This window comes from Mucilaginibacter calamicampi, assembly GCF_042676765.1.
Taxonomy (GTDB): Bacteria; Bacteroidota; Bacteroidia; order Sphingobacteriales; family Sphingobacteriaceae; genus Mucilaginibacter; species Mucilaginibacter calamicampi.
This window is the reverse complement of sequence record NZ_JBHTHU010000006.1, coordinates 517,623-531,748: the sequence shown is the minus strand read 5'-3', so window position 1 is coordinate 531,748 and position 14,126 is coordinate 517,623. Positions and strand designations below refer to the sequence as shown.

Below are 14,126 nucleotides of genomic sequence, written 5' to 3'. Positions count from 1 at the left end.
TACAACCTTTTCATCAAATTAAATGTCAAACATCAGCCTGATAATTGAAGAGCGCGCGGCAAGCATTGGCAACTTTATGGTTGGCCGCCTGCTGCCGTTTCGCGAAAAAAGAATGGTGGGCCCATTTATTTTTATAGACCACATGGGGCCTGTAAAACTAAACGAGCGCCAAAGCTTTGATGTGCTTCCGCACCCGCACATTGGCCTGTCTACCCTCACCTTTTTGTTTGAAGGCAGCATTATGCACAGGGATACATTGGGCACCGTTGCCGAAATAAAACCCGGTGCCGTAAACTGGATGACCGCAGGTAAAGGTATTGTCCATTCTGAACGCATGCCTGAGCATATGCGCCATGACGACCAGGTGCTGCATGGCCTGCAAATTTGGGTAGCACTTCCAAAAGAGCTGGAGCAGATGGAGCCGGAGTTCTTTCATATTGATGCGGACCATATACCGGCATGGACGGATGAAGACCTGCAATTTAAGCTGATAGCCGGCGAGGCTTTTGGCCGCGTATCGCCGGTGCCCGTTTACAGCAAACTTTTTATGATAGAAATAAAAAGCCAAACCCGTCAAACGGTTGATATAAGCCATGAGCTTTATGGCGAGGTGGGCATTTATATTCTGGAGGGAAGCATTGAAAACGACGGCAATATTTATCAGCCCAAACAATTGCTGGTGGCTAAAGAAAGCTCGTTATGCAATTTTGTTATGGCACCCGGCAGCACTATCTATATTTTTGGCGGCGAGCCCTTTGCCGAGCAGCGCTTTATAGACTGGAACTTTGTTGCAACCGACAAGGAGCTGATAAGTGTTGTCAAACAGAAATGGATAGACCAGACATTTGACAAGATACCCGGCGAAGAAAACGAATTTGTACCTTACCCAACCTTTAACAAAAAATAACATGATAGCAATTAAAGCCAGCATAGGCACCGAACTTTACCGCATAGAACTTAAATCGCCCACAGGCAATGTGATTATCGGCGATGAGCCTGTTGATAAAGGCGGGCAGGATAAAGGTTTTTCGCCTAAAGAATTACTGGCATCGTCACTGGGTGCATGTACCTGCGCTACTGTGCGTATGTATGCCGACCGTAAAGAATGGCCATTGGAAAGTGTGGATACTGATGTTGAATTATTAGAGGCGGAAGGACAAACCACCTTCATCCGCAAAATACAATTTACCGGCAACCTTACGGATGAGCAACGCACCCGGCTGTTAGCGGTTGCCAATGCCTGCCCGCTGCACAAAATACTAACGCATAGTATTAGTATTGAGACAACGGTGATGTAAATAATTACCTGTCATTCTGAGCAATAGCGAAGAATCTTATACGCTTTTGTAGCTGAGCGCTCGGTTGGTCGCTTTTACAAGATTCTTCGCTGCCGCTCAGAATGACAAACTATTTTGAGGGTTCAGCCCCCTAAAACAAATCCCGCAACCATTCCCAAAAAGTTCTTTTACCACCATACTGCTTTACAATATTAGGCACTTCATCAAGGGTTACTACCAAATCATTATCATAAACATATCTAAGATGATTTACCGGTACCTCTCTTAAAAAATTGGTATGCCACTCCATAAACCACACCCATTTTGCACCTAATTTAAAAGATGCTGTAGGGTCGGGTGGCACGCCGGTTTCATGAAAAGCTATGGGCATCACATCGCCCACAATGGCGCGTGTGCGTTGGTACATTTCTATCTGCGATTGTTCCTTTTTATAAGTATCCGGCCCGGCAATATCCACATACGCGTCGCCGGGGTACCAGGCTGCATCCGGCACATCCATGTAACATAGCACCCATATCAGGTTATTAAGGCCTTTTTCATTAACGTAATAATTGTACATAGTTACCCACAGGCGTTTAAAGCGTTCAGGCCCTTGCTTACCCCACCAAAACCAGTCGCCATTTAGCTCATGGAACGGTCGCCACAATACGGGGATGTTGGCGCGCTGCAGTTTTTTAAGCAGGGCGGCCTTTTCGTCCATCTCTTTCCAAAAGGCAATGTGCTCGGGCGTGCCATCCATAAATATCTTATCAATATCTATCTGCTTTTTTGAGTTTTCGTAACCGCTGCCTATTGACGGTGCACCCCAATGCCACATTATAGTGGGTATGCCCCCCTTGCGCCACCATTGCCTGGCATATTTTATCTCGTCGTTATTTTTTGCGCTGTCTATAAAATCCAGTCCGCGTATGGCGGGAAGTTTTCCGGTACTGTCTTTTACATATTTAAGCTCGTCATCGCCCCAGTTGGAGGTCATTTGCCCGGCCAGCATTTTTTTGCCATACATGTCCTGCAAATAGCTATAAACCGCCTTTGCTTGCCTTGAAGCATTTTTGTTTAACAATTGCCTCCGCTGTTGCCCGTAACCTTGTTGGGTGAAGCTAAGTAACAAAACAAAGGCAAATAGTAAACGCATGGGCCTGGTATGGGTATTTTCCAAAGATAATCATCAGCTTCTGCAACAGTAGTAAATTAATGTTATCATTTACGTTATAAAATGATAAGTGCGGCTTTGATAGCCTGTGGCTTCGCCTACTGCCAACTGTAAACTGCCAACTGTAAACTCCCTACCTCCAACTGTAATAATTTTCCTTAATTTCGCAGTCCCCTTTTGTTTGGGAACCGCGCGTACATGAAGCAACACCTCCAACATCCTGTTTTTAAAATACTGAGCAAAATTGCCGGTGAGCATAATTTGCAGGTATTTGCCATAGGTGGTTTTGTGCGCGATATTTTTTTAAAGCGCCCGTCAAAAGATATTGATATCGTTGTTATTGGCAACGGCATTGACTATGCGGAAAAAGTTGCCAAACTGCTTAAAGTAAAACTGGCGGTGTACAAAAACTTCGGTACGGCATCATTACGCTATCAGGACCTTGAACTGGAGTTTGTTGGGGCACGTAAAGAGAGCTACCGCAGCAATTCGCGCAAGCCGATAGTTGAGGATGGCACTTTAGAAGATGACCAGCTTAGGCGCGATTTTACCATTAATGCCCTGGCCATATCCCTGCATCCGGACAGTTATGGAGAATTGGTTGATCCTTTTAATGGATTGGCTGATCTGGATAGCCAACTCATCCGCACACCGCTTAACCCCGTTGAAACATTTAGCGATGACCCTTTGCGCATGATGCGTGCCATCCGTTTTGCTACGCAGCTTAATTTTAAAATTGATACGCTGGCGGTTGAGGCGATAAAAAACAATGTAGACCGTATCAGCATAGTATCGCAGGAGCGGATAACCGATGAGTTGAACAAGATCATCCTTTCGCCAAAACCGTCAATCGGTTTTAACTATTTGTTTGATACCGGCCTGCTGCATAAAATTTTTCCACAAATGGTGGCGCTTTACGGCGTTGATTATATTAACGGCAAAGGCCATAAGGATAACTTTTACCATACCCTGCAAGTGCTGGATAACATTTGCGAAACCACTAACGACCTTTGGCTGCGCTGGGCGGCCATTTTGCATGATATTGCCAAGCCTGCCACCAAACGTTTTGAGGCCGGCCACGGCTGGACCTTTCACGGGCACGAAGACAAAGGAGCACGCATGGTACCTAAAATCTTCGCGCAGCTAAAATTACCGCTTAACGAGAAAATGAAACTGGTACAAAAGCTGGTGCAGCTGCACTTGCGGCCCATTGTGCTATCGCAGTCTATCGTTACCGATTCGGCCGTGAGGCGTTTACTTTTTGAGGCAGGCGAAGACATTGAAGGACTAATGTTGTTGTGTAAAGCAGACGTAACTACCAAAAATGAATACAAGGTTAAAAAGTACCGCAACAATTTTGAGCTGGTTCAGCAAAAATTAAAGGATGTTGAGGAGCGCGATAATATACGCAACTGGCAGCCCCCTGTTACGGGCACTGATATAATGGAATTGTTTGGTATTAAGGAGGGCCGCGAGGTGGGAATTATAAAAAACAAGATCCGCGAAGCGATATTGGAAGGCGATATACCTAACAGCCGCGATGAAGCAATTGCATTTACTATAGCTTGCGGCCAACAGATTGGCTTAAAAGTTGTGGAAGGCTCAAACACAAAGTAAAAATATTATTTTTGCAAAAAAACTCTACTATCTTATACAATGGCACTATACAGGTTTAGCGTAACTTTTGAGGATTATGATGATGTATCGCGCGTGATAGATATCAGATCAAACCAAACATTTGAAGATCTGCACCGCGCTATTCACCAATCAACTAAATACAATGCTGAGTTTTCATCGTCGTTTTACATCAGTAACGATCAATGGATGAAAGGCGAGGAAATAACCTATCTGCCTAACCAGCGCCGCATTGACCGCGGCGTGGCGTTGATGGAAAAGGTAAAGCTGAGCAGCCGGATTGACGATCCGCATCAAAAATTTTACTACACTTTTAATTTCGACCGTCCGTTTGATTTTCATATCGAACTGATGAAGATAATTCTGGATGAAGATCCAAAGATCACCTATCCGGCGGTTATAAAATCAACAGGCGAAGCGCCACGGCAATTTGTTACCGGTCCTGATGCTGCCATGGCAGCCGCTGCCGCTACTGATGCCGACGATTTTGACTTTTTTAACGAAGTGGGCATGAACCCCGAAGACGCTGAAGACTTTACCGAAGTTGACGAAAGCGGCGAGGAAGTACCTGCCGAAGACGCGGAGGAAGAAGAAGACGAGTTTGGCAACGAGTTTGCCGATGACGAAGGCTTTGAGGACGATAGTCGCGGTGGTAAAAATGACGATTATTAATTTTAGTCGATAGACCATAGTCCATGGACCATAGTAAAATAAACTATGGTCCATTAACTATCGACAAACAAACCTATGGACCATCGACCATGGACAATGGACCAACAAAAACCTTAATCGTCATTGCCGGCCCTACTGCTTCCGGCAAAACGGCAGCGGCTATAAGGTTGGCGCAGCATTTTAATACGGTTATACTTTCGGCAGATTCAAGGCAGTTCTATCGCGAAATGTCTATCGGCACCGCCAAACCTGATGCGGACGAACTGGCTGCTGCCACGCATTACTTCATCAATTCGCATAGTATTAATGAGCTTTTTTCTGTTGGCGATTTTGAAAAGCAGGGTTTAGCCTTGTTGGATGAATTGTTTAAACAGCACAATGTTGTTATACTGGTTGGCGGCTCCGGCTTGTACATTAAGGCGCTGTGTGAAGGTTTTGATGATATTCCGCAAGCGGATGAAGGCATACGCGAGCAGCTAAATAATGTACTTGCCGAAAAAGGGATATCGCCGCTGCAGGAAGAGCTTAAAGCGGTTGACCCTGATTATTATAATCAGGTTGATGTAAATAACCCACAACGCATTATCCGTGCGCTGGAGGTTTATCGCAGCACGGGGCGGCCATTCTCATCCTATCGTAAAGCAACAACTAATAAGCGGCCGTTTAACTGCATTAAAATAGCATTGGATCTGCCGCGCGAAGTATTGTACGATCGTGTTAATACCCGGGTTGACGCAATGGTAGCACAAGGTTTGGTTGATGAAGTACGATCATTACTTCCCCACCGCCACCTGAATGCCTTAAATACCGTTGGCTACAGCGAACTTTTTGACCATTTTGATGGAAAAACAACCTTTAATACTGCCATTGAATTAATAAAACAGAACACCCGCCGCTTTGCTAAACGCCAGCTAACCTGGTTCAGAAAAGATAAGGACATACACTGGATGGCACCTGAAGAAATTGAGGGAAAAAAAATAGAGGAGCTGATACAACCCCTCTAAATGGCACGCTTACTTAAAATTTTGTTAATCCGACTATTTTACCCGAGTTGTTGGATACATTTTATCAAACTATCCCTCCAATACGGAATTTCTATACTAAATGTTTCCTTTGCCTTACTTTTATCCATTACAGAATAGCCGGGCCGCGTTGCGCGTGTAGGATATTGATCTGTACGGATAGGTATGACCTTTACCTGCGTTCCTGACAGGTCAAACACAGCCCGGGCAAAATCAAACCATGATGTTACGCCTTCGTTGCTGTAATGGTAAATACCGTAGGCATTGCTTTGCTGCTTAATAATGGTAAGAATAAATCCTGCCAGATCAATAGCATAGGTAGGTGTACCCACCTGATCGGCAATAATAGTCAGTTTATCACGCTCAGCACCCAGTTTAAGCATGGTTTTAACAAAGTTGTTGCCATGTTCAGAATACAACCAGCCGGTACGGATGATAAAATGCTTGCTTGTTTGGACTGCCGCTTTTTCGCCATCCAATTTGGTTTGGCCGTAAACGCTGATGGGCTCAGTAGCATCAACTTCAGTTAGCGGGCGCGCAACAGCACCTTTAAAAACAAAATCAGTTGATACATGGATGAGCACCGTGCCGTGCTTAGTACATTGGTCGGCCAGGTTTTTTACCCCTGTTACATTTACTTTTTCGGCCAGGTCGCTATCCTCTTCTGCCTTATCAACGGCAGTATAAGCAGCGCAGTTGATAGCATAAGCAGGCTTATGCGCCGCAAAAAGCTTTTCAAGCCCTTCAACGTCCAATATATTAGCTTCGCTTGTCTGCGGAAAGTAGAAGGATTCTGATTCGTCGCCCGTAATACTTTTTATACAACTACCCAATTGCCCCGAAGCGCCAAATATTACTACTTTACTCACTTTTTACCCATCAGTTTTTTAGCGGTTTTAAATATTATAGGCGGCGTAATATCTTTTACAAGATCTTTAACAAAGCTCTTTTCCTGCACTACGTCACCTTCTTGTCCGGCTCTGCCAACAAATAATGTTGAGTGTGGCGTATCGCTTATCTCGCTCTTTGGCCTGCCGTTGCTGTAATAATATAGCGCTATTGATTTGCGGCTTCTATCAGGCGGGCAAGTAAGCGGATCAGGGTGACCATGGTAGGTAAAGTCTGTAGTAGAGAAAATGGCTATCCTGTTGAATATTGGCAATACCTTTCTGTATGATTTGGTCATTTCAACATTAAACAGCTCAAAATGGCCGCCATAGCTTTCTTCCCAATCTTTGTTAAGGTATACTAACAAGTTTATACGGCGATCAAGCCAGGTCATTTCGTGCTTATTAAAATCGGCATGTACCTTTAGCAAACCTCCGGGTTTAATTTCATGGTAGCCTCCACCTTTCAAATACGGGTCGGGTAACAGTGTTTCTTTAATTCCGGTAAGTTCTTGTAAAAACTCAAGCACCGGCTGCGAGTTTAAAAAATGAACAAAACCTTTGGTGGTATCGCTAAAATACTGCTCGCCTTTAGCTTCAAGCTTTTTTTCGTTATGGTTGTTGTAGCTATTAATATCTGCCTTTTTAGATAGGTCGGGAAAATCAGCCAATACCTGGCTCAGAATCTCCTCATTAAAAAAATTATCTATTACAATACTTGGAAACGGCTCGGCATTTAAATATTCTTCTCTCTTATCAATACCAAGTTGTTTAAGGTCTTTAATTTCAGGATTAAGATAATTCATAGCGGTTTCTATTTTTTTGTTTGCAAGGTATAAATTATCGGGCTGATGTTCAATACTTAGAGTGCTGTTATTATACGATAATCTTAAAGTTCTTTACAACTAAATAAGCTAAATTTGTTTTTTGTTAAAAATCAGATTGTTTGAGATCAACAATAAATAACTACTACATCAAGCTGCGATCAACCAATATCCTCTCAAATTTTATCAATTTGAGCAGTATACAGGCTTCTAACGTATTGCTGTTAGTTATTACCATCAGAATAATAACCGTACGTTATGGTTTTGATGGATACGGGCTTGTATCAGTAGCTTACACGTTTATGATGCTTGCGGGTACCGTTATAAGCTATGGTACAACCCAATCGGGCGTTCGGGACACTGCATTTCACGTTAACGAAACAGAAAAACTAAGCCTTGTTATTTATAACACCCTGGGTATACGTGCAGTTATATTTTTAATTTTTTGCGTTTTATTGTGTGCCTATTACTGGTTTAATCCTGATCATTACAGCTATCTGTTGTTTGCCGTTCCGCTTGCAATGGCCGAGGTTGTTAATCCGCTATGCTTTTTTATCGGGATTGAAAAAGTTAAGATATTTAACATCTTTAACCTAATAGGTAACTTTTTTGCAGTAGCAACTATTTTTATTTTTGTAAACGGCGCTAATAATGCGGTTTGGGTAAATTTTATTTTAGGCGCGGCAAATATCTTTGTCTATACAGGTTTATTTCTGTATCTGCATAAACGTTTCAGGCTGAATCTTCATTTACCATCCGCTACTGATTTGGCCGCGATTGGCAAGGCTAACTTCTCGCTTGCCTTAAATAATGTATCAGCTAACCTGCAGCAATCTGTAATATTTTTTGCGCTTAACTTTTTCCATTCGCCTTTACTTGGCGCTTACAGTGTTAGCAACAGGGTAATAGGCCAATGCCGTAACGCCTTTAACATTGTATCAAACGCGGTATATCCAAAAGCAGTGGCTGTTTACAAACTAAGCAAAGAGCAGTGGGTAGTTTTCAGGAAGAAGATGAAGAATATTTTTAGCCTGGTGGCGCTTGCCGGAGCATTGTTTATTTGCGTTATGGCCGATTGGATAGTTTTTATACTATCAGAAAAACATGATCCGGATACGATATTGATATTACGAATAATGGCTTTTGTGCCAATTATATCAGCATTTAACGTTTTTAGTATGCTTGATCTGTTACTGAAACAAAAACGCCGAAACATATTTAATATAGCTGTAGTACTTACCGTGGTTGCAATAATTTTAGCCTGTGTATCTGCCTATACCAAAAACATATACCTTATAGCCGCTTTTACCCTGTTTATGGAGGGAACGGCCTGGTTAATGTATGAGTATGTTATAAAAACAACAAAAACGCAAAATGCCTAAACAGGTAGCTCTAATTTTACTGAACTGGAATACACCCGATTATACCGCGGCGTGCATACAGTCATTAAAACAATATTGTGATGAGCAGCTGTTTGATATTATTGTTGCCGATAACGGCTCTACCGACGATTCATTAGCCACTTTACAAACCAGGTTCCCCGGTGTTAAATTTATTGATAATGGGGGAAATTTGGGCTTTGCCGAAGGGAACAACAGAGCTTTAACTTATAGTATAGACAACGGGTATACTTACTCTCTGTTGATTAACACAGACACCATTGTTGATGAAGATATTGTAACAGCACTCAGCCTGCATTTAAATTCGCATCCAAACGCGGCAGCTGTACAGCCGGCAATTTATTGGATGCACGATAGAAGCAAAATATGGAACGGAGAGGGTAATTTTAACGCCGTAACGGGTGTGGTACGGTCTGATACCAACACACCCGGAGCTAATGCTATAACATCATTTAAAAAAGCAAAATGGGTTACCGGCTGCTGTGTTTTATTGCGTAACAGCGCGCTGAAAAAAAGCGGCCTGCTCAACAAACAGTTCTTTTTATATTTTGAGGATGTAGAGCTCTCCTACCGCCTGGCAGCTAACGGATATGAATTACACTACCTGCCTTCGGTTAAAATTTATCACGAGGCAGGCGTATCAGCCAAAGTATCGGCCCCAAAAAAAGAGGGACATTTAAACCCCGTGATACACTATTACGTTAGCCGCAACCATATATGGTTTTTACGCAAATATGGTAGCGCTGCCTTTTTGCCGGTAAACGCCCTACGCAACGCGTTGTATTACGGGGCCTTATATGTCTATTTTAAGCTTCGTGGCCGAAACCAAAAGGCATCCAACCTAATAAGGGGATTAAAGGATGGGCTTTTAACGCCAAAAAACCTAATTTGGCCTACAGATATTGATAATATCAATAACCGCTAAAGCATGTTTGTTTTTACACTCATTTTTGTTGCCTCGTTTATTGTAGCTCTTAGAGAAGTGCTGAACGGACGGCGCGACGGCGTATTAATTTTCATTATTCTGGGCCTATCCATGTACACCACGGCCATGTCTGTAACCTATACGCTTGGGCTTAAACTATTGGTACCTGTATTTCAGTATTTTAAAGAGGTGCTGATATTGTGTACCCTTACACTTAATATAGTAAAGCTTAAATACAGGCCACGGTTTCATTTAATTGATTATGCCATTTTTAGCTTTCTGGCGCTAACACTTATCTACGCCCTGCTGCCCATTGGCGAACAAAACTTCACCCAAAGGCTGCTGGCATTTAAAAGCACATCGTTTTACATAGTAGTATATTTTACGGGACGATTGATGGATCCGCAAAATGTATTTATCAGCAAGTATTTTAATTACATACTGCTGCTCACCATAGCCGCGGGACTTGTTTTATTAGGCGAGGTATTAATGAACAGGCACCTGCAAACCATGACAGGATACGCTGAATACGTTTACTACTTTTTCAACTTTGAGCCCAGTGGCATGTTTGGGCTAAGCACCACCTTTGAGTCGGACAGCGGGCACAGGCGCTTTGCTTCCTTTTTTGCCAACCCGCTTGAACACGCTGCTGCAACCTTGCTTGCATTGTCGGTTATATTAGCTTTATATACCGATGCGAAAAACAAATTCAGACCAACAAGTATGGGTATGGCTGCCCTTGGTGCCAGCTTGCTCTCTATAATTTTCGCGCTCTCACGCGCTCCTCTCGCCTCCTATTTTCTAATTATATACGTATACGCACTGGTTACCAACCATAAGCTTATTACCCGCTTTTGCCATGCCGGTGGCGTGGCTTTGGTAGTTTATCTGGCCTATTTATTTAGCGACGCAACCCGGCGAAAAAATCCACTGGTTCAGGTTTTAATGAACACCATTGATTTTTCTGACCCATCAAGCGTAGGGCACGTGGTTGAGTGGGTAACAGGCATAAACGCGATGATACAAAGGCCGTTGGGCCTGGGCCTGGGTGCCTCGGGCCGTGTGGCGGGTACATTAGGCGAGAACGTAGGGGGCGAGAATCAATTTATTATTATAGGCGTTCAGGCGGGTGTGGCTGCATTGTTACTGTATTTATGCATATACGTAATGTTTATACGGACGGGGATAAAAGGCTTGCGTTACCTTGAGGGTAAGGAACGGCAGGTTTGTTTAGCGGTGTTATTGATGAAAGTTGGTTTCTTAATTCCATTATTTACTTCAGAAGTTGAATCATCTTCTTATATTTCCTACATGAACTGGTTTTTATCGGGTTTACTAATCAGTATTATAATGCGGCCAAGGCCCCAAAAAACAGTAGCGTTAAGCAATGATTGAAACGATAATAAAAAAGTTAAAGAATGATCCTAACTATAAATGGGAAAGCGCCTATAGTGGCCGCGATCTGTTTATTGTAAGCTGGATGCGGGGCTGGCAGGCTTTGCGGGGATTGTTTCTTAAACCTTTTTTAAAGCATTCATCAGGCTTTGTTTTTTTAGGCTGCCGTGTAAAAGTAACGCATGCTTACCAACTTTCTGCCGGCAAAAATTTAATACTGGACGATAATGTGAGTATAAACGCTCTTTCTGTTAACGGCATACAATTGGGCAACCACGTATCTATAGCGCGCGATTCGATTTTGTTTTGTACTGGCATAATAGCGCAAAAGGGCACCGGGATTATTATAGGCGATAGGACCGGGATAGGTGCGCGGGCGTTTATAGCCGGGCAGGGCGGAGTAACTATTGGTACTGACGTGATAACCGGCCCTAACATTCAGATATTTTCAGAGAATCATAATTTTGACGATACATCGCTCACTATAAAAGAGCAGGGAGTTGCTAAACAACCTACCGTAATTGGCAATAATTGCTGGCTGGGTGCAGGTATTACCATACTGGCAGGTGTTACTATTGGCGATGGTTGCGTTATAGCTGCCGGCAGTGTGGTAACCAAATCTGTGCCGCCTAACTCGGTAGTGGCGGGTGTTCCGGCAAAAGTTATTAAAACCCGCGGAGAAGTTTAGCTGATGCACAAGCCACTTATTATAGGTGTTGATGTGCGCGATCTGAAGGTGGCCAAAACCGGCACACGCACATATCTGCTTGAGCTTTGCCGTGAGTTTAAAGAAATGCAAAGGGATAACCTACGTTTTGAGTTTTTAGATACTAATGCTGCGGTTTATACAGGTAACAATAAACTGCTTAAATGGGCTGAACACTTGCGTTACCAAATATGGAAACAAGTAATACTGCCCTTAAAAGCCCGTAGTAAAGGTTGTGATATAGTTTTTTGCACCGATAACTTTGTTCCGCTGATACGTTTAGGATACCAAACCATACCGGTGTTTCACGATGCCTTTTTTTTTGAAACACCGCGAGATTATGGCCGGTTATGGTTGTGGCTATATAAAAAAACGGCTTTGCCTGCGGCACGCCGGTCGCCGGTGATCATCACTCCTACTGAGCATTCAAAAAGGCGGCTGCAAAGTTTTACGGGAATTAATGCAGAAAAATTTGCGGTAGTGTTTGAAGGCGCACGCAATTCAGAAAAATCCGCGGGCCAGGTAGGTTTGGATACCTTGCGTTTACCCATCAAATTAAAACAGTACATTTTACATGTAGGGTCGTTTTTTAAACGGAAAAACTTACCCGCCTTAATAACCGCGTTTGCAAAACTAAAAGCTGCCGGATATACGGAGCTTAAATTAGTATTGGCAGGGCCTTTACCGGCAAGTAAAACCGAAAATGACTACCGCGAGGTTATTGAAGCGATAACAAAAAACAATGTTGAAAATGACGTTGTTTTAACGGGCTATCTGAGCGATAATGATCTGGATCTGCTCTATAAAAACGCGCTGCTTTATGCTTTCCCATCGGTAAACGAGGGCTTTGGCCTTCCCGTACTTGAAGCTTTTAGTAATGACCTACCCGTAGTCGTGTCCAATAATACCTGTTTGCCAGAAGTAGGTGGCCAGGCTGTTTTAAGTTTTGATCCATTTGATACAGATGATATTTTTAAAACGATAAAAAGCGTGCTGGATGATGAAGCGCTACGCGACACAATGATATTTGAGGGACGGGAACGGCTAAAAGAGTTTTCGTGGAAGAAAACAGCCGAGCAATTGGTTGAAATTTTTAAACGGGTGGTTAATTATTCATAAACACTTCCACGTGTTCATCTGCAACCTTTTCCCAGTTAAATTCACTTAAGGCACGTTTTTGTGCTCTTTCTGCTAATTGCTGCATTTCGGGGTAATGGCGTTCGCAATAGTTTATTTCTTCGGTTAAAGATAATATATCACCTTTCCCAAACATCCGGGCGGTATCTTTAACAGCATATTGGTTTTCCTCAATATCACTTACTATCAAAGGTACATTCAGGCCCATAACGGTTAATACAACCGGCGAAAGGCCTTCTACATCAGATGGTTGAATGTAACAATAGGCATTCACCATCAAAGCGTTCACATCTTCGCCGTAAACAAACCCCGGAAAAATTATTTGATCATCAGCCATTGCCAGAATATCACTTTCATACTGCGACGGGTTAGGCGAACCACCTATTAAAATCAGCTTTTTGCTGGATATGGAATTTTTAAACGCGGGGATCAAATAGTGCAGACCCTTATCAGGGATGAAACGGCCTACAAACAAATAATATTCGCCGTTTTGCAAGGCGAATTTCTGCAACACTTTCTCCGTATCAGTTGGATAATTAACTTCGCTACCAAAGGGAATAAATTTATATTGCTTTTTAAACTTATCCTCAAAAAGCTTTTTGGCTATTACGTTATCAAATATTACCTGATTGGGGAAGTGCGCAGTAATAAAAGATGATAGTTTAAGAAAAGCTTTTCCGTACCAGGGCCACTTGTCGCGTTTCCAATCAACGCCATCCTGGCTTATAAAAACCTTTTTACCAAAAAGCCGCAGCGGCAGGGCCCATATACTGTTACCACCGTTTTGTATATGCACAATATCAGCGGTATTGTGCAAAATAATATCAAGCGTGCATTTACAGGAATGTAAAAGGGTATCGAAACCACCTTTTTTAATGGTTTTAAATGTTTTTATAGTAACGCCACGGTATTCAGCAACATCAACAAATGCATCAGGATAACGACGATTGTATGCCACAACGCTGTGGCCACGGGCTACCAATCTTGGAAATAATTCAAGCGCGAATTTATCAGCTCCTGCTGCACCTTTTCCGGGCGGCAAAGAGCGGAAGCCAAAGGCTGCTATTCTCAT

The 14,126-nt window shown here is 42.9% G+C and carries 14 protein-coding genes; 10 read left to right on the top strand and 4 right to left on the bottom strand.

The window, feature by feature from the left end:
* Positions 1-22 precede the first annotated feature (22 nt).
* Both ACFQZS_RS11890 and ACFQZS_RS11885 read left to right on the top strand, forming a co-directional pair.
* Positions 23-907 carry a pirin family protein gene (locus ACFQZS_RS11890; RefSeq protein ID WP_377100468.1) on the top strand — a complete coding sequence of 295 codons (885 nt, stop codon included), beginning with the start codon at positions 23-25 and terminating at the stop codon, positions 905-907.
* Position 908: 1 nt separating this feature from the next.
* A complete protein-coding gene (locus tag ACFQZS_RS11885; protein ID WP_377100466.1) occupies positions 909-1,298 on the top strand; it encodes an OsmC family protein in 390 nt (129 codons plus the stop codon).
* A 130-nt stretch (positions 1,299-1,428) separates the two neighbouring features.
* Here the strand turns inward: ACFQZS_RS11885 and ACFQZS_RS11880 are convergent, their stop codons facing one another.
* Entirely contained in the window at positions 1,429-2,433 is a 1,005-nt protein-coding gene (locus ACFQZS_RS11880) for a glycosyl hydrolase (protein ID WP_377100464.1), read from the bottom strand.
* Between the two features lie 216 nt (positions 2,434-2,649).
* Here ACFQZS_RS11880 and ACFQZS_RS11875 point away from each other — a divergent pair, with 216 nt between their 5' ends.
* From ACFQZS_RS11875 to miaA, 3 genes are read left to right on the top strand one after another with little or no spacing between them, the layout of a single operon-like run.
* Entirely contained in the window at positions 2,650-4,068 is a 1,419-nt protein-coding gene (locus ACFQZS_RS11875) for a CCA tRNA nucleotidyltransferase (protein ID WP_377100462.1), read from the top strand.
* Positions 4,069-4,107: 39 nt separating this feature from the next.
* Entirely contained in the window at positions 4,108-4,758 is a 651-nt protein-coding gene (locus ACFQZS_RS11870) for an IS1096 element passenger TnpR family protein (protein ID WP_377100460.1), read from the top strand.
* Between the two features lie 23 nt (positions 4,759-4,781).
* On the top strand, positions 4,782-5,762 hold the full coding sequence (miaA, locus tag ACFQZS_RS11865) for a tRNA (adenosine(37)-N6)-dimethylallyltransferase MiaA (RefSeq protein WP_377100458.1): 981 nt from the start codon (positions 4,782-4,784) through the stop codon (positions 5,760-5,762).
* Between the two features lie 38 nt (positions 5,763-5,800).
* Here the strand turns inward: miaA and rfbD are convergent, their stop codons facing one another.
* Both rfbD and ACFQZS_RS11855 read right to left on the bottom strand, forming a co-directional pair.
* Entirely contained in the window at positions 5,801-6,649 is an 849-nt protein-coding gene (rfbD, locus tag ACFQZS_RS11860) for a dTDP-4-dehydrorhamnose reductase (protein WP_377100456.1), read from the bottom strand.
* The gene (locus tag ACFQZS_RS11855) at positions 6,646-7,473 is read right to left on the bottom strand and encodes a 2OG-Fe(II) oxygenase (protein ID WP_377100454.1); all 828 of its coding nucleotides are present in this window, start codon (positions 7,471-7,473) and stop codon (positions 6,646-6,648) included. Before ACFQZS_RS11855 ends, rfbD begins: the two co-directional genes overlap by 4 nt.
* Positions 7,474-7,613: 140 nt before the next feature.
* On the opposite strand from ACFQZS_RS11855, the gene ACFQZS_RS11850 reads away from it, so the two are divergent.
* The 5 genes from ACFQZS_RS11850 to ACFQZS_RS11830 are packed head-to-tail and all read left to right on the top strand — an operon-like array spanning position 7,614 to position 13,036.
* Positions 7,614-8,873, top strand: a complete 1,260-nt coding sequence (locus ACFQZS_RS11850; protein ID WP_377100452.1) for an oligosaccharide flippase family protein — start codon at positions 7,614-7,616, stop codon at positions 8,871-8,873.
* A complete protein-coding gene (locus ACFQZS_RS11845) occupies positions 8,866-9,816 on the top strand; it encodes a glycosyltransferase family 2 protein (protein ID WP_377100450.1) in 951 nt (316 codons plus the stop codon). Before ACFQZS_RS11850 ends, ACFQZS_RS11845 begins: the two co-directional genes overlap by 8 nt.
* Positions 9,817-9,819: 3 nt before the next feature.
* Positions 9,820-11,211 carry an O-antigen ligase family protein gene (locus ACFQZS_RS11840; RefSeq protein ID WP_377100448.1) on the top strand — a complete coding sequence of 464 codons (1,392 nt, stop codon included), beginning with the start codon at positions 9,820-9,822 and terminating at the stop codon, positions 11,209-11,211.
* Positions 11,204-11,899, top strand: a complete 696-nt coding sequence (locus ACFQZS_RS11835) for an acyltransferase (RefSeq protein ID WP_377100446.1) — start codon at positions 11,204-11,206, stop codon at positions 11,897-11,899. The genes ACFQZS_RS11840 and ACFQZS_RS11835 overlap by 8 nt, the downstream gene beginning before the upstream one ends.
* A gap of 3 nt (positions 11,900-11,902) precedes the next feature.
* On the top strand, positions 11,903-13,036 hold the full coding sequence (locus ACFQZS_RS11830; RefSeq protein WP_377100444.1) for a glycosyltransferase family 4 protein: 1,134 nt from the start codon (positions 11,903-11,905) through the stop codon (positions 13,034-13,036).
* Here ACFQZS_RS11830 and ACFQZS_RS11825 read toward each other — a convergent pair.
* Complete coding sequence (locus ACFQZS_RS11825) at positions 13,023-14,126, bottom strand: glycosyltransferase (protein WP_377100442.1); 1,104 nt, start codon at positions 14,124-14,126, stop codon at positions 13,023-13,025. The two genes, ACFQZS_RS11830 and ACFQZS_RS11825, sit on opposite strands and share 14 nt — an antisense overlap.